The 26,140-nt window shown below is 38.3% G+C and carries 23 protein-coding genes and 4 tRNA genes; 13 read left to right on the top strand and 14 right to left on the bottom strand.

The genetic code is table 11. From position 1 onward, the window contains the following. Positions 1-208: 208 nt before the first annotated feature. Genes miaB through ybeY form a run of 3 tightly spaced genes read left to right on the top strand, consistent with a single transcriptional unit; the run spans position 209 to position 3,272 of the window. Positions 209-1,660, top strand: coding sequence for a tRNA (N6-isopentenyl adenosine(37)-C2)-methylthiotransferase MiaB (gene miaB / locus KIP84_RS02480; protein ID WP_063097843.1), 1,452 nt, complete (start codon positions 209-211; stop codon positions 1,658-1,660). 37 nt (positions 1,661-1,697) lie between these two features. Continuing rightward, positions 1,698-2,786, top strand: a complete 1,089-nt coding sequence (locus KIP84_RS02475; RefSeq protein ID WP_002119513.1) for a PhoH family protein — start codon at positions 1,698-1,700, stop codon at positions 2,784-2,786. A gap of 9 nt (positions 2,787-2,795) precedes the next feature. Continuing rightward, the gene (ybeY, locus tag KIP84_RS02470; RefSeq protein ID WP_213689260.1) at positions 2,796-3,272 is read left to right on the top strand and encodes an rRNA maturation RNase YbeY; all 477 of its coding nucleotides are present in this window, start codon (positions 2,796-2,798) and stop codon (positions 3,270-3,272) included. Positions 3,273-3,323: 51 nt separating this feature from the next. On the opposite strand, the gene KIP84_RS02465 is transcribed toward ybeY, so the two are convergent. After that, positions 3,324-4,208, bottom strand: coding sequence for a TonB family protein (locus KIP84_RS02465; RefSeq protein ID WP_213689259.1), 885 nt, complete (start codon positions 4,206-4,208; stop codon positions 3,324-3,326). Positions 4,209-4,440: 232 nt separating this feature from the next. Here KIP84_RS02465 and KIP84_RS02460 point away from each other — a divergent pair, with 232 nt between their 5' ends. The 3 genes from KIP84_RS02460 (at position 4,441) to KIP84_RS02450 (ending at position 6,632) form a co-directional block, all read left to right on the top strand. Then, positions 4,441-5,112 carry a hypothetical protein gene (locus KIP84_RS02460; protein WP_213689258.1) on the top strand — a complete coding sequence of 224 codons (672 nt, stop codon included), beginning with the start codon at positions 4,441-4,443 and terminating at the stop codon, positions 5,110-5,112. 158 nt (positions 5,113-5,270) lie between these two features. Then, positions 5,271-5,984, top strand: coding sequence for a DUF3108 domain-containing protein (locus tag KIP84_RS02455; protein WP_002119525.1), 714 nt, complete (start codon positions 5,271-5,273; stop codon positions 5,982-5,984). A 72-nt stretch (positions 5,985-6,056) separates the two neighbouring features. Then, positions 6,057-6,632 (top strand): xanthine phosphoribosyltransferase, encoded by a 576-nt coding sequence (locus KIP84_RS02450; RefSeq protein ID WP_002119547.1) that lies wholly within the window; start codon positions 6,057-6,059, stop codon positions 6,630-6,632. Positions 6,633-6,683: 51 nt separating this feature from the next. On the opposite strand, the gene wrbA is transcribed toward KIP84_RS02450, so the two are convergent. Then, on the bottom strand, positions 6,684-7,286 hold the full coding sequence (gene wrbA / locus KIP84_RS02445; RefSeq protein ID WP_171518721.1) for an NAD(P)H:quinone oxidoreductase: 603 nt from the start codon (positions 7,284-7,286) through the stop codon (positions 6,684-6,686). A gap of 361 nt (positions 7,287-7,647) precedes the next feature. Here wrbA and KIP84_RS02440 point away from each other — a divergent pair, with 361 nt between their 5' ends. After that, on the top strand, positions 7,648-8,895 hold the full coding sequence (locus KIP84_RS02440; protein ID WP_213689257.1) for a YihY family inner membrane protein: 1,248 nt from the start codon (positions 7,648-7,650) through the stop codon (positions 8,893-8,895). Positions 8,896-8,998: 103 nt separating this feature from the next. Here KIP84_RS02440 and KIP84_RS02435 read toward each other — a convergent pair whose 3' ends face one another. Continuing rightward, positions 8,999-9,640, bottom strand: coding sequence for a fumarylacetoacetate hydrolase family protein (locus tag KIP84_RS02435; RefSeq protein WP_005078301.1), 642 nt, complete (start codon positions 9,638-9,640; stop codon positions 8,999-9,001). Positions 9,641-9,679: 39 nt separating this feature from the next. Beyond that, on the bottom strand, positions 9,680-10,177 hold the full coding sequence (locus KIP84_RS02430) for a YcxB family protein (RefSeq protein WP_213689256.1): 498 nt from the start codon (positions 10,175-10,177) through the stop codon (positions 9,680-9,682). A 223-nt stretch (positions 10,178-10,400) separates the two neighbouring features. Between KIP84_RS02430 and KIP84_RS02425 the strand changes: the two genes are divergently transcribed. Beyond that, positions 10,401-11,093 carry a nitroreductase family protein gene (locus KIP84_RS02425; RefSeq protein WP_174723009.1) on the top strand — a complete coding sequence of 231 codons (693 nt, stop codon included), beginning with the start codon at positions 10,401-10,403 and terminating at the stop codon, positions 11,091-11,093. Positions 11,094-11,207: 114 nt separating this feature from the next. On the opposite strand, the gene KIP84_RS02420 is transcribed toward KIP84_RS02425, so the two are convergent. Continuing rightward, positions 11,208-11,284 (bottom strand) — tRNA-Arg (locus KIP84_RS02420). An 88-nt stretch (positions 11,285-11,372) separates the two neighbouring features. After that, entirely contained in the window at positions 11,373-11,492 is a 120-nt protein-coding gene (locus tag KIP84_RS02415; RefSeq protein ID WP_227504977.1) for a hypothetical protein, read from the bottom strand. A 372-nt stretch (positions 11,493-11,864) separates the two neighbouring features. Here KIP84_RS02415 and KIP84_RS02410 point away from each other — a divergent pair, with 372 nt between their 5' ends. After that, positions 11,865-14,069 carry a hypothetical protein gene (locus KIP84_RS02410; protein ID WP_213689255.1) on the top strand — a complete coding sequence of 735 codons (2,205 nt, stop codon included), beginning with the start codon at positions 11,865-11,867 and terminating at the stop codon, positions 14,067-14,069. A 64-nt stretch (positions 14,070-14,133) separates the two neighbouring features. Here KIP84_RS02410 and KIP84_RS02405 read toward each other — a convergent pair whose 3' ends face one another. From KIP84_RS02405 to KIP84_RS02390, 4 genes are all read right to left on the bottom strand, one after another. Then, positions 14,134-14,727, bottom strand: coding sequence for an HAD-IB family hydrolase (locus KIP84_RS02405; protein WP_213689254.1), 594 nt, complete (start codon positions 14,725-14,727; stop codon positions 14,134-14,136). Between the two features lie 105 nt (positions 14,728-14,832). Continuing rightward, a tRNA-Arg gene (locus tag KIP84_RS02400) sits at positions 14,833-14,909 on the bottom strand. Between the two features lie 39 nt (positions 14,910-14,948). After that, positions 14,949-15,025 (bottom strand) — tRNA-Arg (locus KIP84_RS02395). A gap of 10 nt (positions 15,026-15,035) precedes the next feature. Continuing rightward, a tRNA-Ser gene (locus KIP84_RS02390) sits at positions 15,036-15,126 on the bottom strand. Between the two features lie 261 nt (positions 15,127-15,387). Between KIP84_RS02390 and rnr the strand changes: the two genes are divergently transcribed. The 4 genes from rnr to KIP84_RS02370 all read left to right on the top strand — a co-directional run bounded on the left by rnr (position 15,388) and on the right by KIP84_RS02370 (position 20,688). Further along, positions 15,388-17,805, top strand: a complete 2,418-nt coding sequence (gene rnr, locus KIP84_RS02385) for a ribonuclease R (RefSeq protein ID WP_213689253.1) — start codon at positions 15,388-15,390, stop codon at positions 17,803-17,805. 135 nt (positions 17,806-17,940) lie between these two features. Then, positions 17,941-19,995 carry a M3 family metallopeptidase gene (locus KIP84_RS02380; protein ID WP_213689252.1) on the top strand — a complete coding sequence of 685 codons (2,055 nt, stop codon included), beginning with the start codon at positions 17,941-17,943 and terminating at the stop codon, positions 19,993-19,995. A 40-nt stretch (positions 19,996-20,035) separates the two neighbouring features. Beyond that, positions 20,036-20,245: a YheV family putative zinc ribbon protein gene (locus KIP84_RS02375; RefSeq protein ID WP_002117042.1), complete on the top strand. Its 210-nt coding sequence runs from the start codon at positions 20,036-20,038 to the stop codon at positions 20,243-20,245. Between the two features lie 11 nt (positions 20,246-20,256). Further along, positions 20,257-20,688: a hypothetical protein gene (locus tag KIP84_RS02370; RefSeq protein WP_213689251.1), complete on the top strand. Its 432-nt coding sequence runs from the start codon at positions 20,257-20,259 to the stop codon at positions 20,686-20,688. A 163-nt stretch (positions 20,689-20,851) separates the two neighbouring features. Here the strand turns inward: KIP84_RS02370 and KIP84_RS02365 are convergent, their stop codons facing one another. From KIP84_RS02365 to KIP84_RS02350, 4 genes are all read right to left on the bottom strand, one after another. Next, a complete protein-coding gene (locus tag KIP84_RS02365) occupies positions 20,852-23,047 on the bottom strand; it encodes a TRAP transporter large permease subunit (protein ID WP_063097833.1) in 2,196 nt (731 codons plus the stop codon). Positions 23,048-23,226: 179 nt separating this feature from the next. Then, positions 23,227-23,802 carry a rhombosortase gene (rrtA, locus tag KIP84_RS02360; protein ID WP_005078319.1) on the bottom strand — a complete coding sequence of 192 codons (576 nt, stop codon included), beginning with the start codon at positions 23,800-23,802 and terminating at the stop codon, positions 23,227-23,229. Positions 23,803-23,886: 84 nt separating this feature from the next. Then, positions 23,887-24,975 carry a hypothetical protein gene (locus KIP84_RS02355; RefSeq protein WP_014207738.1) on the bottom strand — a complete coding sequence of 363 codons (1,089 nt, stop codon included), beginning with the start codon at positions 24,973-24,975 and terminating at the stop codon, positions 23,887-23,889. Between the two features lie 770 nt (positions 24,976-25,745). Next, entirely contained in the window at positions 25,746-26,135 is a 390-nt protein-coding gene (locus KIP84_RS02350; protein ID WP_014207739.1) for a hypothetical protein, read from the bottom strand. Between the last annotated feature and the right edge of the window lie 5 nt (positions 26,136-26,140).

Raw genomic sequence — 26,140 nt, 5'->3', positions numbered from 1 at the left:
AGTTTAATTATTCTTCGTGCTTTCTTTTGTTGTGTTATGTAACTCTATGATTCAACATCATTAAAATTCACCTAATTTACTTCACAAAAACTGTGTCATGTTCTGAAAGTTTACTGTTATCGGTTCAGCTCAAATACTGCTATAATAGATGGTTTGACCCATTTTGGGCCAATTTATTCTTTTTTAGATCGATCTGTTAGGAGCCTGCATGACGGTTCAAACCTTCATTCCCAATGGTGCCAAAGCTGCCTCAGAAAACACTGTTACCCAGCCAACGCACACCACTGATGTTTCAATAAAAAAACTTTATATTGAAACTCAAGGGTGTCAGATGAATGAGTATGACAGTCACCGTATGGCAGACCTTTTAGGAGATTCTCACGGTTACGTTTTGACGACCAACCCTAATGAAGCAGACATTCTGCTCATGAATACGTGTTCTATTCGTGAAAAAGCGCAGGAAAAAGTATTTAGTGAATTAGGTCGCTGGCGCAAACTAAAAGACAAAAATCCTGATCTTGTGATTGGTGTCGGTGGATGTGTTGCGTCTCAAGAAGGTGACAATATTCAAAAACGTGCGCCTTATGTAGACATGATTTTTGGCCCACAAACATTACACCGTTTACCGCAAATGCTTGATCAACATAATGCTCAAGTAGAAAAACCTAAAAAAGATAAAATCAAACTGGTTGATATTTCTTTCCCAGATATTGAAAAATTCGACTTTTTACCCGAACCACGTGTAGAAGGCTTTAAAGCATTCGTTTCTATTATGGAAGGCTGCTCTAAATACTGTTCTTTCTGTGTAGTTCCCTACACACGCGGTGAAGAAGTTTCTCGTCCATTAGATGATGTACTTGCAGAAATTGCAGGTCTTGCGGAAAAAGGTGTCCGTGAAATTTCACTTCTGGGTCAGAATGTAAATGGATATCGCGGAGAAACCTTTGAAGGTGGCATCTGTACCTTCCCTGAATTGTTACGACTCGTTGCAGAAATTCCAGGTATTGGACGTTTACGTTATACAACATCGCACCCACTTGAGTTCTCTGACGAGCTAATTCAGTGCTATGAAGATTTGCCTCAAATGGTGTCGCATTTACACTTGCCTGTTCAAAGTGGCTCTAATGATGTCTTACAGGCAATGAAACGAAATCATACGATTGATGTTTATATCGACAAGATTGCCAAATTAAGAAAAATACGCCCTGATATGCACTTATCGAGTGACTTTATTATTGGTTTCCCTGGTGAAACTGATAAAAACTTCGCCGAAACACTTCAATTTATCAAAGACTTAGATTTTGATCACTCATATAGCTTTGTTTATTCAAAACGTCCAGGTACACCTGCATCAGATTTGCCTGATACTACGCCTGAGCACGTTAAGAAAGAGCGTTTAGCTCAAGTTCAAAAAGTGATTAAACAGTCTAGCATTGAAAAAACTGATGCAATGCTTGGCAAAATTGAACGTGTTCTTATTGAAAAAGTTTCGGACCAAGACCCTAATATTTTACTAGGTACAGCCGATAATACACGTCTAGTTACTTTTGTAGGTGATGCTTCTTGGGTAGGTCGTTTTGCAGAGATCGAGATTACTGAAATTAAAACTTTAAATTTAGTTTACGGTGAGCTCTTGAATCTTGAGCCTGACGTGGCGTAATGTAGAGGTATTCTAAAGTCTACTGAAAGGTTTTCTCTTGACTGCAGCGATTCGACGTACCGTAACATTTCCTGAAATTTCAATGGAACGTTTAAAGAGCATCTTGGGTGCCTATAATGGGCACCTTAAGCAAATTGAACAGCGTTTAGATGTCAAAATTACTCATCGTGGAGATGTTTTTCATATCGATGGTGAGATAGATGCTGTTGGGAGAGCCGAAGCATTATTGCAACGACTCTACGAAGAGTCTGAGGTATCCCAGCAAATCAGTGCAGATCTGTTGCATCTGTTAATTCAATCTTCTCAAACTGAACGTAATTTCGAGTTAGTTGGAGAAGAAATGGATGAACATGATGCACCAATGGATGTCTATTTCCAAACTCGAAAAGGTCGTATTAACCCACGTGGTGCCAATCAAAAACGCTACGTACAGCGTATTTTGCAAAGCGATATTTCTTTTGGTGTTGGCCCTGCGGGTACAGGTAAAACCTATTTAGCAGTTGCCGCCGCAGTAGATATGCTTGAACGTAACGAAATCCAACGGATTTTACTTGTACGTCCTGCTGTAGAAGCTGGAGAAAAGCTAGGTTTTCTACCGGGTGATTTAACTCAGAAAATCGACCCATACCTACGCCCTCTTTACGATGCTCTTTACGAAATGCTCGGCTTTGAAAAAGTTGCCAAATTAATCGAGCGTCAAGTGATTGAAGTTGCACCTCTTGCATATATGCGTGGTCGTACACTTAACCATTCATTTGTAATTTTGGATGAAGCTCAAAACACAACACCAGAACAAATGAAAATGTTCTTGACCCGTTTAGGTTTTGGTTCTCGTGCAGTGATTACAGGTGATATTACCCAAGTAGATTTACCTCGAGGCCAACAATCTGGTTTGGCACATGCACTACGTGTACTCGAGAACATTAAAGAAATTCATATTACCCGTTTCCATTCCCGTGACGTTGTACGTCATCAACTTGTTCAAAAAATTGTTGAAGCGTATGAAGGTTGGGATGGTGAACAACAGCGTCTTAATGCTGAAGCACGTGCTGAACGTAAAGCACGTCAAGAAGCATTAGTTGCTGAAAACGATACAGCAGCAGACTTGCAACACCAGGATGCTTAAGGATTCATTTTGAAAATCAGTTTAAGTTTACAACAAGACTTTCAATCACCTGAGTTAGAGCTCAAACGCGCTCAACTCAAAAAAATTATTGAGACCACTTTACGCCACGTTGGTTATAAAGAAGATTGTGAAATTGGAGTTGCTTGCGTAGATCTGGATGAAAGCCAGCAACTCAATTTGCAATACCGAGAAAAAGATAAACCAACTAATGTTTTATCTTTCCCAAGTGATATTCCAGAAGAAATTCTACCAATGCTAGATGCCTTACCTCTAGGTGATTTGGTTATCTGCATTCCAGTGGTATTACAAGAAGCATTAGAACAGAAAAAAACTGCCCAAAATCATTTTGCACATCTGTTAGTACATGGTGTTTTACATTTACTAGGTTATGACCACGAAACTAGTGATGAAGATGCTGAAGAGATGGAAGGCTTAGAAATTGAAATTTTAGCAAAACTCAATATTTCAAATCCTTATCAGGAATAATGCGATGATTCTTAAAATGTGGATATCCTAAAAGTTATCCACATTTTTTAATTAGTGAACCTCAAATTCAGCTTCAGCTGGGTCAAAACGCCAAGTACGTACAATACGCAACTCCGAAATATCTTTCATATTGGCATCAAAATGCCCAAATGGTGCGCCGCGGCGTACTGAAGACTTCGCTGCTTCGTCTAGTATTGAATGCCCTGAACTTTCAAGCAGACGGATTGCACGAATTCCCCCTTGAGCATTCAAAATAACCATTAAACGCACTTCACCTCTTAGCTGTTGCTGTTTGGCTTCTTCAGGATAATAGCGATTACCGTAAAGCTCTACTTTTTCACGAAATTTATCTAAATAAATAGCTGAAGCATCTTTCTTTGCTTGAATACCATCTACTGTTTTAATTTTTTGCTGACGGCTGAAATCTTGTTGGCGTTGCAAATATTGTGCTTCAAGGCTTGCAACCATGGCAGCTTTTGCTTGAAATTGACTTTGTAGTTGTTCTAGTTCTTTTTTTCTTTGGCTTGCATCCGCTTGTTTCTGCCAACTCAAAACCGTCATTAAAACTTTTTCTTCAAATTTAAGCTCTCTTTGTTGATGAATCTTTTGCAAACTTTCTAACTCAGTATCTCCAGTTGAAGCATCATTGAGCATCGGATTTGGAGTATCACTAGAAGTCCGATGAGCTTCACGAAATGCGCCCGAGCCTTGCTGATCTGTTTGCGCTAAAAAATCTGCCTGATGAACTGGCTCATTGCTTGGCCGAATTGAAATTGCAATTTCTTTAGTAGATTGCTCTGATGGGCTAGGCATGGCAAAGTGAATGAGCAACACAAAAATATGCAGTAAGATTGCCAATATTGTTGCAGCAATAAAGACTCGGTCTTGCCACCAATAATGAAAAGGCTCTATGGATAAACTTCTTTTGTTCAACATAATCTTAAAAGCATATAAATGCCTTTTCCCCACGGTTTAATACCGAATAAAATACAAACTGATATTCAAATATGGATAAAAGTGTGATTCACTTCAAATATAGGGTTTTATCCATTTTCATTTTGTCAAAATGTATCAAGTAAATTTGCTACACTGCAATATCAAAACCCGTTTTTTATCATAATAAAGATTGTGTGGGCTCTTTAGTAAATTATCTTCTGGAAGTTCTTTTATGCAAACGCTATTTTCCTCATTAGTCAGACGCCTTCAAAAAGTCTATAAAAAAGCAGAAGCATTCATTGAGGAAGAAAGAGATTTTACATTATCGCAAACCTTTCTGAATGCCACTTTGCAACGTTATGTCACCAATAATGTTGAGTTTTTAGATGACCTACATGCAGATCTTTATCATGACTGGTTAAGGTTATATGCAACCATGCATGTAAAAGGTTTAGAAACCACTCTATCGGTTGATTTAAAACTGGTCCAGATGGAATTTAATAAAGAACAACAGCTCTTGGTTTTTGAACAAATTAGCAATACACAAATTATTGAAGCGAAATATAAAAACTTTTGGCAAAAGATCGCCGTAAAAGCCGCAGTTTTTTATTACCATAAAATTTTGAAAAAAGACCCTTTGGGAATGATTCTTGAACGTTTTAATGTAGCAGAAGAACGCGATGAACTCATATTTCTTGATCTCAATCGTTGGTTTGGCAAAAAAGCCAGCATCATCGAGACATTAGGCAAAGTACATATAAATTACGCACGAGTGCGTGAAGCTGAGTTAGTTGTATTTGGAAATGTGAATTTAGCAGCCTTACTTTCTCGTGATCAGGACGACGATTTTGAAGAAGAATTCGCAGATTCTGAAATAACGCCAATTCAGCAAAAAAATGAATAAACGGTTTATAAATGAAGATGAATTAACTGCCAAAAAACACAAATAGATTACACATTTAGCATAAATCCTGATTTTTTCTCCATGATCAACAGGCATAATATGTTTAAGTTACAGATGCATCAGCACTGACTTTTTAGTCTGTACAAGGATATTTACTTATGGCAACAAAATTTCTGAAATCGTTTGGCATCGCAACAGGTATTTCAACAACTTTGCTTTTTGCAGGCTTCTCAAGCCATGCACTTGCCATGAGCCCATTTCAGGCAAATTATCAGTTTACTTATAATAATAAAGGCATGGGGTCGGCTACACGTGCTTTAAGCCAGCAAGGTAATAACTGGACTTATAAATTCACTGCAAAAGCAGGTGGAATTGCGTCCGCCAGTGAAACAAGTAAATTTAGTTTCACCAATGGTAAAATTGGGTCTCAAAGTTTTAGCCGTACCAGCAAAATTTTGATTCATAACAACACCATGAGTATTAACTTTAATCCAAATAGCAAAACTATCTCTACCAAGAAAGATGATAAAGCTCGTTCATTTGCTTGGCAGGCAGGCGTTCTTGATGAGTTAAACGCAGAGTTACAACTGCGTGAAGACTTAAAAAATGGTTCACTGAAGTCCTCTTATCCACTTGCAGATGCAAAAGAAGTTGAAAATCGTCGATTTGTAAAACAAGGTAATGAGAAAATTAAAACCTCTTATGGAACATTCGATACCATTAAAGTGGTTTTACAACACAACAAACCTGAACGCAGTACAATCTTTTGGTTAGCGCCGAAATTAGATTATTTACCAGTTAAAGTAAGTCATATTGATGGTAAAACTTCTTATGGATTGTTATTAACAAGTTATACAGGTAAGACGAATTAAAGCTTGCATTTTTTTGGATGCTTTTTAAAATACGCATTTGCTTTAAAAAGCATCCGTCTAGAGGATTCTCCCGTGCACGCACTAGAACAGAAAATCTTAACAGAAGGTATCGTTCTATCTGATCAAGTCTTGAAAGTCGACGCTTTCTTAAACCACCAAATTGATCCTGTATTAATGCAGCAGATTGGTAAAGAATTTGCCGCTCGCTTTAAAGATGCAGGGATTACCAAGATTATTACCATTGAAGCATCAGGTATTGCACCTGCAATCATGGCAGGTTTAGAACTTGGTGTACCTGTAATTTTTGCTCGCAAATATCAGTCATTGACCTTAAAAGATGACTTATATCGCTCTAAAGTATTTAGTTTTACTAAACAAACTGAAAGCACGATTGCGATTTCAAATAAACATCTTCATTCAACTGATAAGGCATTAGTTATTGATGACTTCTTGGCAAATGGTCAAGCAGCATTAGGCCTGATTGATTTAATTCACCAAGCAAATGCAGAAGTTGTAGGTGTGGGTATTGTGATTGAGAAATCATTCCAACCAGGTCGTGATTTATTGCTTGAAAAAGGCTACCGCGTTGAATCATTAGCACGTGTACACTCTCTTACAGATGGCAAAGTTACTTTTGTAAAAGAATAAGATGTACACCTAAAAAAGAGCGGATATCCGCTCTTTTTTATTTGCTCAAAACTAAACTAAAAGCTTTTTGGCAACCTCTCCTAAACGTTTGCCTTGAGCTTCACACAAAATCTTTTCATCCTGACTTAAGTTTTGGTCATGACGCGGTCCACTTACATGGCTTGCGCCATAAGGTGTTCCCCCTGTTTTAGTATTAGATAAGGCTGGAATTGCATTAGGTAATCCCAAAATCATCATGCCATGATGAAATAACGGCGGTAGCATAGTGAGTAAAGTACTTTCCTGCCCACCATGCATTGAACCAGAAGAAGTAAAAACGCAAGCAGGTTTATTATGTAATGCCCCGTTGAGCCAAAGACTGGTTGTTTGATCCCAAAAATATTTCATTTCACTTGCCATATTGCCAAAGCGAGTTGGAGAACCTAACGCTAAACCTGAACAATTCGTTAGATCATCTAACGTACAATAGATATCACCTTCTTCCGGAATGCTTGGCTCGGCTATTGTGACAGCTGGAGCAATATTTGGTACTGTCCGAATTTTCACTGACATACCCGCAGACTCAACACCGTTGGCAATTAAATGAGCCATTTCTTTAGTAGAACCATATTTGCTGTAATAGAGTACAAGAATGTAAGGTTGCATCGGTTTCATAAATTTTGTTAAAAAGAACACTATACGGGATTTTTTATTTTTTTGGCGCAACCAATTTTATGAAATTCTAGAGGTGATTGATGGTGCAGTACAAAAGATAACACGAGCAAATTTCTCAGACTCATCGAGTAAAAAGTTTATCTACTTTTGGTAAACCCTTGCTTAGACAACAGAAAGCCTACTTTGTTGAAAAAAGTTTATGGCTACAATTCTTTCTATAGCACATAGTAAACTTACAGAACGACTTTAATTCTATAAGTTATTATTTTGCTTTAATCTACGATTTGAGTACTTAAGCTCATACTTTGATAAGCTATCAATCGCCCAACATGATGATTAAAAAAATCGGGATAGACGACGCATGTTACAACGTTTTTTAAGTAAGCTTCCTTTTTATAATAAAACCTGGTTTCAGTTCGTTTTATATGTATTTAAGCGTTTTGAAGCTGATCGGTGCCGTGAACAAGCTGGCTCTCTCACCTATACAACGCTATTCGCAGTTGTGCCGATGTTAACAGTTTTTTTAGTAATTATTTCTTCAATCAAAGCGTTAGAACCCGCAAGACAACAGCTGCAACATTTAATCTATAGTAATTTTTTACCGAAGAGCACGATCGCATTTGATAAAGCGCTAAATGCTTTTACAGAAAAATCTAGTAACTTAACCGTTATTGGTGTGCTTTTTTTATTCGTTACTACTGTCTTAATGCTGACCTCAATTGAAACCGTCTTTAACCGTATTTGGCGTGTAAAAGAAACTCGTAGTGGCATTATGGGCTTTATGCGCTATTGGACAATCATCTCTTTAGGTCCCATTATTTTAGGAAGCGCATTTGTTATTTCATCAACAGTTGCATCGATGAACTTATTAAGCAATAACTTCACAGGTTATCAACTTGATGGGGCATTTCTACTCTGGCTAATTTCTTTTGTACTTACTATTTTGGGTTTCTTCATTTTATATTGGACCATTCCCAATCGCACAGTCCCAGTTTATGCAGCAGGAATAGCGGCTTGTTTAAGTGCTGTACTGTTTGAAATACTCAAAAATTTCTTTAGCTTTGTGATGTCAAATTTCACTAGTTATGAAATTATTTATGGTGCATTTGCAGCAGTGCCAATTTTCCTTCTATGGATCTTCCTGTCATGGAACATTATTTTACTTGGTGTAGAAGTAAGTTTTGCTCTAACTGCTTTTCACTCGGGTAAAGAGCAGAAACGTCATCCTGTTTTAATGCTATTAGATATTCTCGAGCTGTTTCATAAAAAACAGAAACTCGGTGAAAGTGTAAGTGACAAAGAAGCTTTAGAAATTTTAGGTCGCGGAGAAATTGGCCGCTGGCCAGCTTATGTACTTTTACTTGAAGAGCAAAATTTGGTTAAACGTACCGATAAAGATGAATATGTGCTTGCGCGCAATTTATCCCAAGTTGACTTCTGGAGCTTTTTCACTGCTCTTCCATACCCTTTACCATTACGTGAAGATGTTTTGAATGTACATGATGACGATGAATGGATGGAAAAAATAGGACCCGCCTTGGTCGAATCTAATGATTATTTAGCAGCAAAACTTTCTATTCCGCTCTCAACAATTTTTGAAGAGAAATAAGAAAGTAGAACTCTTCAATAGTATAGACACTCTTTCCTACCCAATAAAAAACCCTATTATTAAAAAAATAATAGGGTTAAAAATTGGCAATTTTAGGAGTGGGTTATGCTTTTACAAAAGTTTCCCATGCAAAATCTTGCGTTGCACCTTTTAATGTCATTTTCAACTGATCACCTGCATGTAATGGTCCAACCCCAGCAGGTGAACCTGTCATAATCACATCACCTGGCTCTAGTGAAAAAACCTGATTAATATCAGTTAAAAGTTCACCAATAGTAAACATTAACAGTGCAGTATTACCATCTTGACGCAATTCATCATTAATATGGAAAGTGAATTTGGTCTCTTGCCAATTTGTAATTTCTTTTGTATCAACCCAATCTGCCAAAACACAAGCACCATCAAAAGCTTTAGCTCGCTCCCATGGGTGGCCTTTACTTTTCAGATCATTCTGTAAATCACGCATTGTTAAATCAAGACCTAAAGTTACTGCTCCAATCGCTTTTAAAGCTTTTTCAGGATCTGTTTCACCTTTCAAAGGTTGATCAATACGTAACACCAACTCACATTCAAAATGGCAACTGCCCCACGCTGGATTCCAAGAAATACCGTCATTTAAACCAATCAAACTACTCGGTGGTTTAATAAATAATATAGGGCTGTCAGGCATAGCATTATTTAATTCTTTGACATGATCGGCGTAACTTCTGCCCACGCAAACGATTTTTGAAGGACGTGTATTCATGAGGCTTCCTTTGTTGTTGCAGCTAATAATTCCAATAATTTATTTCTTAAATGTATTTTCAAATATGATTTGATCTGAAACCTGTGCAAATGCGCGCTTTGGTACAATAATTACAGTTTTATTCTTTAGCTCAAGCATGTAGGTCAATTTACCTTTAGCAAAAGTTTGCACATCCGTATATTGCATCACTTGCTTACGACCATTGGCATAAAGCTCAAAGTAATCTTGATATAAGTCGATTCCCTGCTCACTCTTTCCAAACTGGTAACGAACAAATTGACGCTTAAATAACATAGGTAAAAGCCAGTAACGCATCAGGCCTTGCATCACCAGAAAAAATACGCCTAACCCGACATAATATCGTCCAACCCCAGAGAGACCTAAATAAAATCCCCAAATAATAATTGCGATACTAATTGCAGGTGTAAGAAAACGGGTAAATTGCTTTTTCCCAAATGTCACTAATGAAAATCCATCTTGTGACTCTTCTAAATTCAAATAGTAACGTAAAGATAAAGCTGTTTTTTGCTCAGTCATTGCACTGCATCAATACTCAATAAATCGAAACTATTAGAGCATATTCATTTCAGCTTTAAAATGAATCAAAGGCTATTTTTTATTTTGTTTAAAAGTAGAGCTTATTATGAGATTCGAAGATCAACTACGTTGCGTATATAGAACGTAGATTCATATTTTTTGAGCTTATTTCAGTTTTTAAAATTTCTACAATAAGAGCATTACCTTCTTAGTGAAATGTCTCATGTCTTTCTTTGCAAAATTATTTGGCTTAAATCAAAAAGCAACAGTCTCAAAAGATGTGGTTACTCAAGCCACTCAAGAGTCCTCTCTTTTCAATCAACCAAGCTTTTTAGAATTAATTAAAAAACGTCGTTCTATTTATTCGATCGGGAAAAACTTACAACATACTCCTTCGGAGATTGAAGGATTAATTCAAGAAGCGGTCAAACATAGCCCCTCAGCATTTAACTCTCAGTCATCTCGCGTTGTAATTTTATTTAATGAGTCTCATCAAAATTTCTGGAATATTGTTTTAGATGTATTAAAAACGATTGTTCCTGCCGAAGTACTAGCGGGAACTGAACAAAAAATTCAAAGTTTTGCAGCGGGTGCTGGTACAGTTTTATTTTTTGAAGACCAAGATGTGATTAAAGGTCTACAAGAGCAATTTGAATTGTATGCTGATAATTTCCCAGTCTGGTCTGAACACTCAACAGCAATTGCACAATTTGCAGTATGGAATGTATTGGCTGAACAAGGTATTGGAGCTTCTTTACAACATTACAATCCAATTATCGATGAGAAAATTAATGCTGCTTTTGATATTCCTGCTCAATGGAAACTAAGGGCCCAATTAGTATTTGGTTCAATTGAAGGCGAAGCAGGTGAAAAAGCTTTTATTGAAGACGAAAGCCGTTTTAAAACATTTGGCTAATTTTTTCAACTTCAAATTATTTAAGAGCTGGTTGCCATGAGCACTAGCTTTTAAATCGAACTAATAAAAAACAGGTACAAAAAAACCGCTATATATAGCGGTTAATTCTTCAAGTGGTGCGCTCAGAGAGATTCGAACTCCCGACCCCTTAGTTCGTAGCCAAGTGCTCTATCCAGCTGAGCTATGAGCGCGTACTTGATGTTGCGCATTATACGCATTTTTTAAGGCTTAGGAAGCCTTTTTTCATTTTTCTGTCATCAAACGTCTAGTTCTTAGCCATCACTCTAGTTTACATAGCTTTGTAGCTAAAGTTATTGAAACTTTGCTCACCAAAGATGTATCTGAAATATTTTTTTTCAAATAAGTTTTATAGAATTTTTGAAGCTTTTTGCCATCTATCTAGAAGATAAAGGCTACTGTTTTAGTCAACATTATATAAATAATATATTTCTGGTTGAACCTAACCATTATAAGACTGTTTGAAATTTGACTAAGATAATGGTTCAAATAAGTGAAAATATGATTAAAAAAATAATTAGTTAAAATCATATAATATAAAAATTATTATTATTTTTATGTCTAAATTAAATAAATTATTATTTCTTTAAATATTATTTAATAACAAAAAATGTGACTAAAAATACACATTGACAGCTTTTGAGATCTAACCAATACTAAATCGCAATTATTGAGATACACATCTCATTAATTATAAAGCGCAATAAATAATACTTACTTAAAAATACAAAATTATATAGGAAATAGACCAACATGTTCTTACTAACAAACCTCGTATCTTCGATATCAAAAATTACTCAAGATTTGGGTAATATTGTATCGGTAAACACAAACGTAAACACAGGTTCCGCTGTTAATGTAAACGTTTCTGATATAAACATTTCTGATGTAAATATCTCTACATCAGGTTTACTCTCTAATGTAATTTCAACGGTAACCAACACCCTGACAACAACCACAACAGGCTTAATTTCTGATGTGGTTGGCACTGTAACCGGTACTGTCGGTTCTACAAATCCATTAGAAACAGTAACCAATGTTGTGGGTGGTGTAACTGGCGGTATTGATCTTGGAACCTCTCCAATTGCTCCAGTTATTGACGTTGTTCAAGGTGGTATCGACATTCTTCAGGGTGTTGAAAGCCTAAAAACTGAAATCATCAATACAGGTATCGACACTGTTGCTGATACTATCATTGGTGTCCTTCCTCAAACTGAACACCCTGTTTCTGAAATTGCTGATCTTGGCACTTTAACTTTCGAAACTTCTCGTGACACAGTAAATGGCACGCTTGAAGTCATTTCTGATCTAGTGGGAGGAGACATTCAAGGCGCAACTGAGTCTGCTACTGGTGTCGTTGAAACATTAATCACTAATGGTACAACTGCTACAGGTATTGTTACTGACGTTGTCGGAAGCATTACAGACGTCGTTGGTGGTGTAACTGGTGGCGTTGATGGCAACCCGCTTGAAGTAATTACTGACATCATCGGTGGCGTAACTGGTGGCGTTGACGGTAACCCACTTGAAGTAATTACTGACATTATCGGTGGTGTAACTGGTGGTGTTGACGGTAATCCGCTTGAAGTAATTACTGATATTATCGGCGGCGTAACTGGCGGTATCGGTGATGGCACATCTCCAATCGCTCCAGTCATTGATGTCGTTCAAGGCGGCATTGATATTCTACAAGGTGTAGAGAGCCTAAAAACTGAGATCATCAATACTGGTATCGACACTGTTGCTGATACTATTATAGGTATTCTTCCACAAACTGAATATCCTGTTTCAGACCTAGCAGATCTTGGCACTTTAACTTTCGAAACTTCTCGTGACACAGTAAACGGTGCACTTGAAGTTGTTTCTGATTTAGTCGGTGGCGATATTCAAGGTGCTACTGAATCTGCTACCGGTATTCTCGATACACTGATTACAAATGGGTCAACTGCTACTGGAATTATTAATAACATTATCGGCGGTGCAACAAGTGGTGATAGCCCACTTGGCGTGGTAACCGACATTATTGGTGGTGTAACTGGTGGTGTTAGTGGTAATCCTCTTGAAGTCGTGACTGACATTATCGGCGGTGTAACTGGTGGTGTTGACGGTAACCCGCTTGAAGTAATTACTGACATCATCGGTGGTGTAACTGGTGGTGTTGACGGTAACCCGCTTGAAGTAATTACCGACATTATTGGCGGTGTAACTGGTGGTATCGGTGGTGGAACTTCGCCAATCTCTCCAGTGATTGATGTTGTTCAAGGCGGTATTGATATTCTTCAGGGCGTAGAAAGCTTAAAAACTGAAATTATCAATACTGGCATTGATACAGTTGCAGATACAATTATCAGCATTCTTCCACAAGCAGAACATCCTGTTTCTGAACTTGCAGACCTCGGCACATTAACTTTCGAAACTTCTCGTGACACAGTAAATGGCACACTTGAAGTCATTTCTGATCTAGTGGGTGGAGACATTCAAGGTGCTACTGAATCTGCTACTGGTGTTCTCGATACGCTAATTACAAATGGCACAACTGCTACTGGTTTAGTAACAGAAATCATTGGCGGATTGACAGGAACTATTGGTGGGGTAACTGGTGGGGATAGCTCACTAGGCTTAGTCACTGATTTACTTGGCGGTTTAACTGGTAGCGTAGATGATGATAACCCTCTTGGCTTAGTGACCGACCTTCTAGGCGGCTTAACTGGTAGCGTTACTGGCGGTACAGACAACCCTATCGGCATCGTAACAGATATCGTGGGTAGCTTAACGGGCGGTGTGACTGGTGAAGGTGGATTAGATGTTATTTCTAATTTACTAGGCGGATTAACTGGGGGTAGCTTACTCGGTGGTGTAACGTCGACAGTATCAAGCGTAACTAATACAACGCATACTATCGTACCTACATCATTACTTACCGATAACTTCTTAGAAAACTCTTTCAATACTGTTTAATATAAGTCGTTAAAATAAAGCCACTTATTACAAGTGGCTTTATTTATTAATATATTTTTAAATATTAATTTACTTCTTCCCATCTATAATATTTCTTATGAGCCAGCTCTAACATTGCATAATCATTAGGTGTATCACCATAAGCATAAATTGTAGAATACTGAGTTAAATCATAATTGTTTTTTATTCTATTTACTTTTTCTAAATAACCGCAATCACCATTAATAAAATCACCTGTTAAAATACCATCACGTATTTCAAGTTGATTACATATAACGTCTAAATCTAAAGATTGACACCAGCTTTCTAAATAAACACCTAATGATGCAGATACAACAACAATCTGATCACCTTGTTGTTTATGCCAGAGAATACGTTCCAAAGCATTTTGACGCACACAGGTAGGAAGGATATTTTTAGCAAACTCTTGCCCCATATATTTTAGGGAAGCCGCATCATAGCCCACGTATCCCACCTGACAGAGTTTAGTTCGGATAGTTTTATCGGTTACCCATCCAAGCTTATAACCCGCTATATAAGGTGCAAGTCGAATACCACCTAGTATTTGAGCTTTTTTATTTAAAGAAAATTTAAGGAATAGACTGAATGTATCGCTGTGAGTGATCGTGCCGTCAAAGTCAAATAAAGCTAAGTTCATTTATGATTATCTCTAATATAATTAAAAAGTTATAAATTTAGATTTTTTAAAGTACTAAAAAACAGGCACAAAAAAACCGCTATAAAAGCGGTTAATTCTTCAAGTTGGTGCGCTCAGAGAGATTCGAACTCCCGACCCCTTAGTTCGTAGCCAAGTGCTCTATCCAGCTGAGCTATGAGCGCGTAACTTGTGTGCCTTTCAGCGATTCGTTCTATTTTACTTGGTGCGCTCAGAGAGATTCGAACTCCCGACCCCTTAGTTCGTAGCCAAGTGCTCTATCCAGCTGAGCTATGAGCGCATTAAGTAAATGGCGGTGAGAGAGGGATTCGAACCCTCGATACCAGTAATAGGTATGCTTCCTTAGCAGGGAAGTGATTTCAGCCACTCATCCACCTCACCGGAACGAGCCGCCATAATACAAACTAAAACCCTATTGTTCAAGTCATCATAGTGAAATTTTCTTGTTTTTTAGTTCAATGAATTATTTTTTAAGCAATTTTCTCATTATTTTCGTCTTTTTAGATCAAACGCTTGTTAAGATAGATATTATTTCTTCATCAAAATACTGTAGTGCATAACACATTATTGCAAACCTAAACGTGCAGTTCGGGTCTGCATGACTTATGCTAAACTTATCTGCCAAGCGTGAAACCAAACGACATGACAAAAAACTGGGCTGACCCCGAAGCGAAAGCTGAAGCTGAACGTTATGACAATCCTATTCCAAGCCGTACTCTTATTTTAGATACATTGGAACAATTGCAGACACCGCAATCTCATGCAGAACTTGTCGATCATTTTAATATTCATGACCAAAAAAGTATTGAAGCACTCAGTCATCGCTTAAGTGCTATGGTTCGTGACGGCCAAATCATGAAAGACGGGTTTAAATTTCAGTTGGTGGCAGATCAACCGACCTATGAAGCAACTGTTTATATCAATAGTAAAGGTTTAGGCACAGCACATATTGATGGTCAAAGTGACCTTTTACTTCCTGAACGTGAATTACGTTTAGTCTTTAACGGTGACCGAGTTAGAGTGCGACAGACTTCAGTTGATCGTAAAGGCAAACCTTGGGGATTTATCACAGAAGTTTTACAACATCGTGTTAAACAATTAATTGGTAAATTGTCGGTTCACGATGGCGAATATTTTATTCAGCCCAACAATCCAAATCAGCACCAGCCTATTCCTTTAGAAAAAGAACTGGTAACACATGCTGAAGCAAATGTTGGCGATATGCTACGTGTCGCAATAGATAGTTATCCGACTCGTGAAGAATTTGCGACGGCGCATATTATTCAATCTATGGCCGACAAAGCTGATACAGAAATTATTATTCCGCAGACTATTCTTGAGTTTGGCTTACCTTACGAATTTCCAGATGAAGTTATAAAAGAAGCTGAAAGCTTTAAAGAACCATCTGCTCAAGACCGTGAAGGCCGCATTGATTTACGAGATTTAGCATTAGTTACGATCGATGGTGAAGATGCTCGAGATTTTGATGATGCGGTTTATGCTGAAAAACGTCCAGGTGGCGGTTATCGTGTAGTTGTCGCAATTGCTGATGTTAGCCATTATGTACGCTTAGACTCAGCCCTCAATGAAGAAGCTGAGGAACGTGGTACTTCGGTATACTTCCCGCATTTCGTATTACCAATGCTACCAGAGGCATTGTCAAATGGCTTATGCTCTCTGAACCCTCATGTAGACCGCTTATGTATGGTCTGCGACTTGAAACTCTCTCGTACAGGCCGTGTAACTGGTTACGATTTTTATCCATCAGTGATGCATTCAAAAGCACGTTTGACCTATACACAGGTAGCACAATATTTTGACGGCGCAACAGATGCGATTCCAAAAGATCGTGATGTTCATAAATCTTTAAATACGCTTTTCCAGCTTTATCAGATTTTGAAAAATTTACGTGCTGATCGTCATGCAATGGAATTTGAAACCATTGAAACTTACATGACTTTTGATGAGCTAGGCGGGATTAAAGAAATTTTGCCACGTACACGTAATGAAGCACATAAACTTATTGAAGAGTGCATGTTACTTGCTAACGTTGCTGCAGCTGAATATGCATTAAAACATGATGTTCCAATGTTGTATCGCGTGCACGAAGCTCCAGAGTTCTCACGTATTCAGAAAGTAAAAGACTTTGTTAAATTACTGGGGCTACCCTTCCCTGACCAACCAACTCAAGCAGACTATCAAAGAGTAATTGAAGCAACTAAAGATCGTATTGATGCACCAAGTATTCATGCCGTCTTATTACGTTCAATGATGCAAGCTTATTATGGCGCAAAAAATGCAGGGCACTATGGTTTGGCTTATGAAGCTTATACGCATTTCACTTCGCCAATTCGTCGTTACCCAGACCTATTATTACACCGTGCCATTAAAGCTCACTTAAAACAAAAGCCTTATCCACTCTCTGGTGCTGCGCTAGATGATGCAGGTGAACATTTCTCTCAAACAGAGCGCCGTGCTGATGAAGCTTCTCGTAGCGTAACAACTTGGTTGAAATGTCACTACATGCAGCAGCATCTAGGTGATGAATTCATTGGTATTGTAAGTGCGGTGACCGAATTCGGTTTATTCGTGACACTGAAAGATCTATATGTCGATGGTATGATTCATATTAGCCAACTCGGCGATGACTTCTTTATTTATGACCAAGCGAGTCAAAATCTAGTAGGTCAAAATCGTGGTCAAGTCTTTGGTTTGGGCGATGAAGTTAAAATTCAGGTCGCTGGTGTCAATCTGGAAGAACGTAAAATTGACTTCCAGCTCATTAAGCAAGTTACCCATGCAGGCCGAGTAGTTCGTAGCCGTGCGCCGCGTACGACTAAAACTACTACGCAGGCGACTGAAGAAGTTTTCAGTAAACCAACTGTCAGCAGTGATGGTGAAAGACCTGTTCACAAAAAGAAAGAAAAAAGTAAGCCAAGTTCTTACACCAAAAAATCTGGTAAGAAAACCTCAGCAAAAGCCGAGACTAAATCAGAAAAGGTGAAAAAAAAATCTAAGCCTAAAAAGAAAAAGTCGAATGCAAAATCAAAGGCTGAATAGTGAGTAAATAATTATCACACTTCAGAAATAAGTCTCCAATAGGAGGCTTATTTCTTTTTAAAAAGGGTTATTTTACACATTAAGCTTGATTTCCAGCCTGAGAGGACCTACATCTAATACCATGTTTAAAAAATAATGTGGCTATTAGCAATGACTTTACAGCAAGCGACTTTACCAACTCCGCGTTTTGACCAAATTGAATTAGAAAATTTAAAACAAGACATCCAGCAAGCGATCCAAGCAGGTCAGGAATTTTTAAATACTCTTACGGCTGCACCTACAGATGCAGCTCAGCAACTTGCCGTACTTGAGCAAGTCGATACGCTTGAAAATAATCTAAGTGAATCATGGGGCGTTTTATCGCATTTAAATGCGGTAATGAGCAATGCAGAAACGAGAGAAGTCTATCAATCTTTATTACCAGCATTAAGTGAATATTACACTCAGCTTGGTCAACACACGGCGCTTTATCAAACCTATCAACACATCCATGATGGTCAAGGTTATAGCTCTCTTAGCCCTGCACAGCAAAGTGCTATCCGTCTAGCTTTACGTGACTTTAAACTTTCAGGTGTAGCCTTAGAGGGTCAAGAGAAAAAACGTTATGCAGAAATTTCTGCGCGTCTTTCACAGCTTTCTTCTGATTTTTCAAACCACATACTTGATGCAACACAAGCTTACTTTAAACCACTTACCGAAGATCAGCTAAAAGGTCTTCCAGAAAGTAATATTGAGTTATTAAAACAGTACGGCAAACAACGTGAACTTGACCAAGCTGTAGCAACCCTAGATTTCCCAGCATATTTTGCAATCATGACTTATGCAGATGACCGTGCATTGCGTGAAGAGCTTTATAGAGCTTATGTAACTCGTGCATCTGATCAGTCTGAACAAGCTGAGTTTGATAACAGTAAAATTATGGAAGAAATTTTGAGTCTTCGTCAGGAAATGGCGAAACTACTTGGTTTCAATAACTATGCTGAATATTCTCTGGCAAGCAAAATGGCGCCAGACGTAAAAACAGTACATGAGTTTTTGGTTGACCTAGCAGAACATGCGCGTGTTCCTGCGCTTCAAGAAGTTGCAGAACTTCAAGATATTGCTAAACAAGATGGTGTGGATGAGCTTAAACCTTGGGATACAACTTACTATTCTGAAAAGCTGAAACAGCAACAATTCAACCTATCTCAAGAAGCGTTAAAACCTTATTTCCCTGCCCCTAAAGTTATTCAGGGATTATTCCAGATTGTGCAGCGTCTATACGGCATTAATATTATTGAAAGACAAGCACCTGTCTGGCATCCAGATGCACGTTATTTTGAATTAGAAGACCAAGGCCAAGTGATTGGTGGCTTCTTCTTTGACATCTATGCGCGTACAGGTAAACGTGGTGGCGCATGGATGAATGGCTTCCGCTCGCGCATGCAAACGCTTCATGGTTTACAAAAACCAATTTGCTATATGGTGTGTAATTTTACTCCTCCAGTAGGTGACCAACCTGCTTTATTGACTCATGACGAAGTGATTACTTTGTTCCATGAGTTCGGACATGGTTTACATCATATGTTGACCGAAGTAGATAATATCTCGGTTGCAGGAACTCATGGTGTTGCTTGGGATGCGGTAGAACTACCAAGCCAGTTTATGGAATTCTGGTCATGGGATAAAGAAAGTCTAGATGTATTAAGTGAACACATCGATAGTAAACAGACTTTGCCACAAGAATTACTAGATGCTTTATTAAATGCTCGCTTCTTCCAATCTGGTATGCAAACTTTACGTCAGCTTGAATTTGCATTATTTGACTTGACCATTCACACCAAAACGCCAGCCCTGAACAGTGAGCAAATTCAGCAAACCTTAAACGATATTCGTAAGCAATATGCGGTCGTTCCTACTGTCGACTACAACCGTTTCCAACATAGTTTTAGTCATATTTTTGCGGGCGGTTATGCCGCAGGTTATTACTCTTACAAATGGGCAGAAGTCTTAGCAAGTGATGCATTTGATCGTTTTGAAAATGAAGGCATTTTTAACACTCAAACAGGTAAAGAATTCCGTCAGGCAATTCTAGCTGTGGGTGGAAAAGACACGGCGCTTGAGGCATTTGTTAATTTCCGCGGACGCGAGCCTAAAATTGACGCATTGTTACGTCATCAAGGTTGGACGAATGACAACAAAACCGCTTAAACTATGGGCCTAAATTGATCGTGTGGTTAGGGTGATAAAGATGAAAAAACGTTTCATTGCTGGGGCAAAATGTCCAAAATGTGAAGCCATGGATCGGATTATCATGCTAACCACCGCAGAAGACGAATGGATTGAATGTATCGAATGCGGTTATAGCGAAAATCGTCCGACTCATGTTGATGAGCCTGAAACACCTGCTGAACCGGATGAAATTGGGGTAATACAGTTCAAGCCACGTCGTCCCGACTAAAGGTCTTAAACATGCCACTACAAAGAAAACAAAACTCAAAATTATTATGGATTTTAATTGGGGGCTTAAGCATTCTCGTAGTGCTTTTTTTTGCAGCGCAATGGTTTTTAAAAAAAACCGAGTCGTCAGCACCACTGGTTGATCCACAACCTGTCTCGACTCCTGCTCCTGCTAAACCGAAACCAGCTGAGCCATTACCAAGTTCTGAACCCTTAGCTGAAAATGCAAGCTCTCAGCAACTTGTCAGTGAAAATGTGCTTAAAGAGCCTGTCCCAGCACAAGAGTCTTTAGCAAAAGAAGAAGTATCTAAACTTGAAGATATTCATCGCCAGCTAAAAGATCAGGAAGCCACCTTAAAAGCTCAGCATGCAGATGCGGATCAACTAACTAAACTCAAAGAAGAACAAGTTAAATTGCTTGAAGCTCAGCTTAAACAGCAATAGTTTTTCAATGAACTCTTAAAAAAAGCTAAAGCTGTACATCTTTAGCTTTTTTGGCCGGATTTAAATAATTCTAATCATCTTGTTCTAAATTTACTCAATCTACTTATTAAAAAAGCCCTCCATTTAGGAAGGCTTTTTTGTATAACCAATACTTTGATTTAAGTTATTTATACCAATCGAACAACTTAAATACATATGGCACATAAGTCACTAATACCAATGATGAGAACAAGACAATAATTGGTAGCAACCAGCGCTCATAACGGAAGTAGAAGCTTGTATATTTCTCTTTCGCTTCAGCATCAGCAGCATTCACCTCATCATCTCCGACAGATAGTCTTGTTAAGAGATGGTTCAAGGCAACTGGCGGTGTTACATAGCCAAACTCGAATGCAACCAACACAATCATCCAGAAATGAATTGGATGAATACCATTTTCGTATGCCACAGGCGCAATAGTTGCAGCAACTAAAATTACAGCACCAAATGGATCTGTACACATACCAATAATGGCAAGTAATAGCGCAATACATGCAAGTGAAATGTAAATACTGCCCAAATGAGTCGGTAATAATTCGACCACTTCAGAGCGTTCAATTAAACCACCTACACTTGCGGACAATGCCATCAAGATAATTAAAGCACCGATATGACCTACAGTTTCTGAGGTCGCAAAACGAAGTGCTCCACCAAAACCGAGACGGTATTGAGAGCTATGGGGATCATGTGCACGAAGAAATGGTGATTTTTGTTCGTGTTCACGAACAATCGCTTCATGAATATTGATTGCAGGCGCTTCTTTAGTCGCAACCAATTTGTCATACAAGATCATTGCGATCAGAACTAATGGCAAAATTACTGGTGCAGTAAATTCGTTCATTCCTGTATCTAATGCATATTTATAGATCGCAAGAACAACAGCAGTGATCAGAATGTATGGAATTACAGGTACAAAGGCACGCATCATGCCCGGAATCGCAACTTTTGGTGAATTCACACGGAATTTTTCTTCAGCTAAAAGTAGTGAAACACCCAAGAAAATAAATGCAGTTAACCAAAATACATAAATACCATGCCCAAATAGCTCATCCGACGTAACATGACGGCTATCAAGCATTGCAATTAAAACGACCAGTAGACATGGACGTACAACTACCCCTAAAGAACCTGACATTGCAGACACAGCCAAAGCATATTGACGGCGAGCACCCGCATTCCAGACTTCTTTATAAATAATTGCACCTGCTGCGATAACGAAAATACCTGATGCACCTGTATAAGCTGTTGGTACAGCAGCAGCAATTAGAATTAACCAAGTTAAGGTTTCTGGTGCCAAGTTCCATGGACGAAGCACATTAAGGAACAAGTCCATAACGCGTGTTTGAGTTAAAAGCATACCTGCCCAAATAAACAAGGCAAGGTTTAAGAAGATACCCGAGAACTCAACCAATAAACCAAGGTAAATACCTTGCCCCATTGGGTAATCCATAAAGAACGTAAATACAATGCCTGTAATTAGGGCCATGTAAGCGTATAAAGGCACCGATAATAAGGCTAAGCCTATATTCCCGCCTTCACGCTTTGGTGGAGGTGAAACAAATAATTGATACAAACTAATTAAAGTCAGAACAACAAATAGAATCATCCAGATCCAGTAAATCGTTACTGTTTCATAGGTAGGTGTTACCCCAGAATTTATGACTGAACGATACTGACTAATGACAGAACAGCTAAGTAGTGCATTACCAATCAACATAAACAGGGAATACACTTTGTAATCTATTTTTGTTGCTGGATTACGCAAGCCAATATGGTGATATTTCAACGATGCAGTAATCGCAGAAATCAGCACCATAAAGACTAGTAAAATGGCACGGTTCTCTGTACCAAATTTAAAAATACCAAAGAAACCTGTCTCGATAGCACGGTAAGTACGTACCCCTGGGTTAGCTTCGATATATTTAATAGTTTTATCATACGCCTGATATTTTTCATCACATTGTTGCTGCGCTGCGAGTAGTGATGCACGGACATCACTTTCCGATGCTGCACCAAAGAAACTCGCAAAATCATCAGACGCGTTCGCTTTCATTTGTTCTTTTACTTGAGCCTCGATATTTGGATGTCGATCACAAGTTGGCTTTTCAGGCTCAGCACGCAAAAAAGAATATTGCATACCTGTAGCAGGGTCGCCATAAAGACGTTCCCCGATACGTAATAATTGTCCGTGGATCATTTCCCCGGTACCAATAATTAGCGTCATTAATAGCAGAATGAGGATGACGAATGTTGAGATCCATTCGTTCCAGATATAACCCAGCAGACCTAATCCAGATCTTTTTTCTTGATGTTCTTGCATAAATATTCCAATTTTGTTCTCTCAAGTCCCTAAAAATTAAAGAATTGAGTCATGCAATTTTTCTTGGTCAGGGGTTAAATCCATCCCCCTTCTACCAATCCCTTTATTCAACGATCAAATTTGCATCAAACTTTGTTAATAAAGAATGACTAAAATCTCTTTTTTAACAGTTTGTATTGTCAATGTTTCTTTTTTAATCTCTGGAAAAGCCAATAGCATCCTCCAAAGATTGCGCCACCAATTGCTCCATATAGGTGAGCTTCAGTTAAAACTGGACTCCCTATTAACTGAGCGGTCCCTGTTTGCCCAAAAGTGTTTTCCCATATAAGTTTAGCAATAATTAACCCTAAAACTAGCAAAGCAAAATTTCGCTCTTTACGATATTGCAGATAGACTAAAGCAACCGCTGTATATAGCCCATGTAAGACACCAGATAGGCCCGCATAAGCTTCGATATAAGGTAAATAAAAGTAGAACACCAAACTAATAAAAGGTGGCAATAGCAAAAGTAGACTTAGAAGATGCCATGCTTTTGTATGCGGAAAGATAAAGGGTAAACAGGCGAATGCCATCATATTTAAAAGGAAATGAACCCATCCAACGTGTACCCAATGTGCAGTCCATAAACGCCAGAATTCGCCAAGTAAACTTTCGCGCCAATAAATAAAAGTATCGGGAAACACCTGTAGACAAGCAGATATGGAAATGCACACTGCGACCAGAAGCACTTTACTATTCAGTACATGATCCTTCATGGCACACTCCTTGAAATTAAACTTCTTACGATTATTGTAGAACTTAACAATAGACTCGCAAGAAGTTAGCCTTTCAAATATTCTTTACTGCGCTGCTGGTGGGGCAGATGAATCAGCAGGAACTTCAGAAGCGGCTCCCCCATCAAACAACTCATCTAGCTCTGCTGCACCTTCATTCTTATCATCCCAGAAATGAGACATGCCATCATCTCCGGTACGTACACCAGTATGCTCAGTCCAGTAACGGTCAGAAATACCACGTACAATAAGGCCAGCCATACTATCGATTAACTTAAAGTTAGGATTGACAGGTTTGTCATCAGCTTGAGACGCTGCATAAGATCTTAATGCATCACGGATTTTTGCATCATCACCGCTTGCTTGAGCAGCTACGGCATATAAGGCATGAGATAGGCGAACACCTTTTTTCTCACCAATCTGAATTGACTGTTTTAAAGTTTGGTATGGATCAGGTTTCCCTTCATCAGCACCTGGCAATAAAGTCCAGATAACTGCACGCGTTGCGTTAGGGGCGCCCCAGAATTTTTCATTATCTAGACAAACCATGCCACGCTCTACAATAGCAGCAATATCTTTAGGAACATTGACTGCGCCGCCTGAGTTAATATCGTTGGTCACAGCCTGAAGACCACTGATCATGCCAAGTAAATAAACGGTTTGATCAGTATCATTACGCATCGTTGGGCAAGAGTCACCTAAGTGATATTTATATTTAGATTCCCAACGATCAGCAAATAATTTATAGCCTGTATACTGACGTTCAGCTGCAATTGCTGCCCAACGCTTCTGTGCAATACGTGCATCTTGGGCTTCTGTCACTTGACCTGCTTTTGAAGCACGTAAATAACGCAGTTCTTGTTCTAAAGCTTGATTTTCCGCACATACACCTGATGCTGCATACATTAATACTGCAACACGTGTCGGATCTGCACCCATCCCTTTAGTCGACATGATTGCAGGTGTTAACGCACTACCGGTGTTACATACCATTTCAGCATCTTGCATTGCCAAAATAGGTGGAACGACGTGCTTTTCCGTAAAACCTAGAGCAACATTTGCTCCGGTTTTCACGACGTATGAACAACCTGATAAAACTGAAGCTGCAAGAAAACTCACCGCCAAACCTTGGCTTATTTTTTGGACTTTAGACATCTTCCTGTCCTCTATGTAATTTGTTTTTTCCTTTTCAGATGTACATTAGCAGATGCATATCTTGAATAAAAGAGTAATTACTCTAATTGTAGCGCTTATACTTTGACACACTTCACAGCAGATAAAATTGACAGTTTTTCGAGGAAACACAAATTTTAGGCAAAAAAAAGTAGCATTGCGACGGTTCAGCACATGCTACTTATTAACTGGGATAAGCTTTTAACGGCTTATATTATTTTTGTTCTATATAATCCTTAAGTAAAGTTCCTGCTCTTCCTACTACTACAGCCATAACGACTGCAATTAACAGAAACATCCACATTGAAATCTCCATGAGAGACCTCCTTACTACAATCGCACCCAGTTATAAACTGGACACTTGATGAAATTAATCGATTAACCAATTTTAATAATTGACTGATCGACGACCTTGCATCCTCTGTCTCTTAACCTTGTTAAAACTAACTTTGTTAAGATGTTCCCTGAGTAAAGTTCCTGCTCTTCCTATCACCACTGCCAGAATTATGGCAATGACCAAGAACGACCATGTTGGCATCTCCATTTTGAGACCTCCGACACACTTTACGTTGGTGTTTGTACTTTAACCGATCAAATAGCTACCCATAGGCGAAATTGTCAGACAATCATATTTCCTTGGCTTTTTTCTATATTTTAATTAGACAATCTGAAGTTTAATAAAGAAAAAAATTATTAAATTATTGTTTTATATAATTTTTAAATAAATATACAAATGTAGAATTGTCTAACAATTAATAGAGTTTTTCTAAAACTTTTAATCTTTTCCACTGCTGAATAGGAAGCTGATCGAACCAAACAATAGCTATGTTCGTAGGAGTTTCTTCAAGATAAATAACTACAAATAACTGATAATCAATTATTTTAGTAATTTCCGCACGGTAAATTTCTTTTTTCGAAAAATATGTAACCGACCATAATTTTTGATCTAAATATTCAATTTGAGATATTTGGGCTTGCTTTAGAAAGAAAATAAAACCAATAAATAGAAGAATGACAGCACATAGCCACCATATCGGTGTTAATAATTGATAAAGCAGGATTGCTAAACCCAAACCAACAAAAAGCTGAAATATTACCGAGACACGGCTATATTTCAGCTCAAAATTTAATTCTTTTATCAAAACAG

Origin of the sequence: Acinetobacter sp. BHS4 (assembly GCF_018454425.1) — a bacterium.
GTDB lineage: Bacteria > Pseudomonadota > Gammaproteobacteria > Pseudomonadales > Moraxellaceae > Acinetobacter > Acinetobacter pittii.
This window is presented reverse-complemented; position numbering and strand designations above follow the sequence as displayed.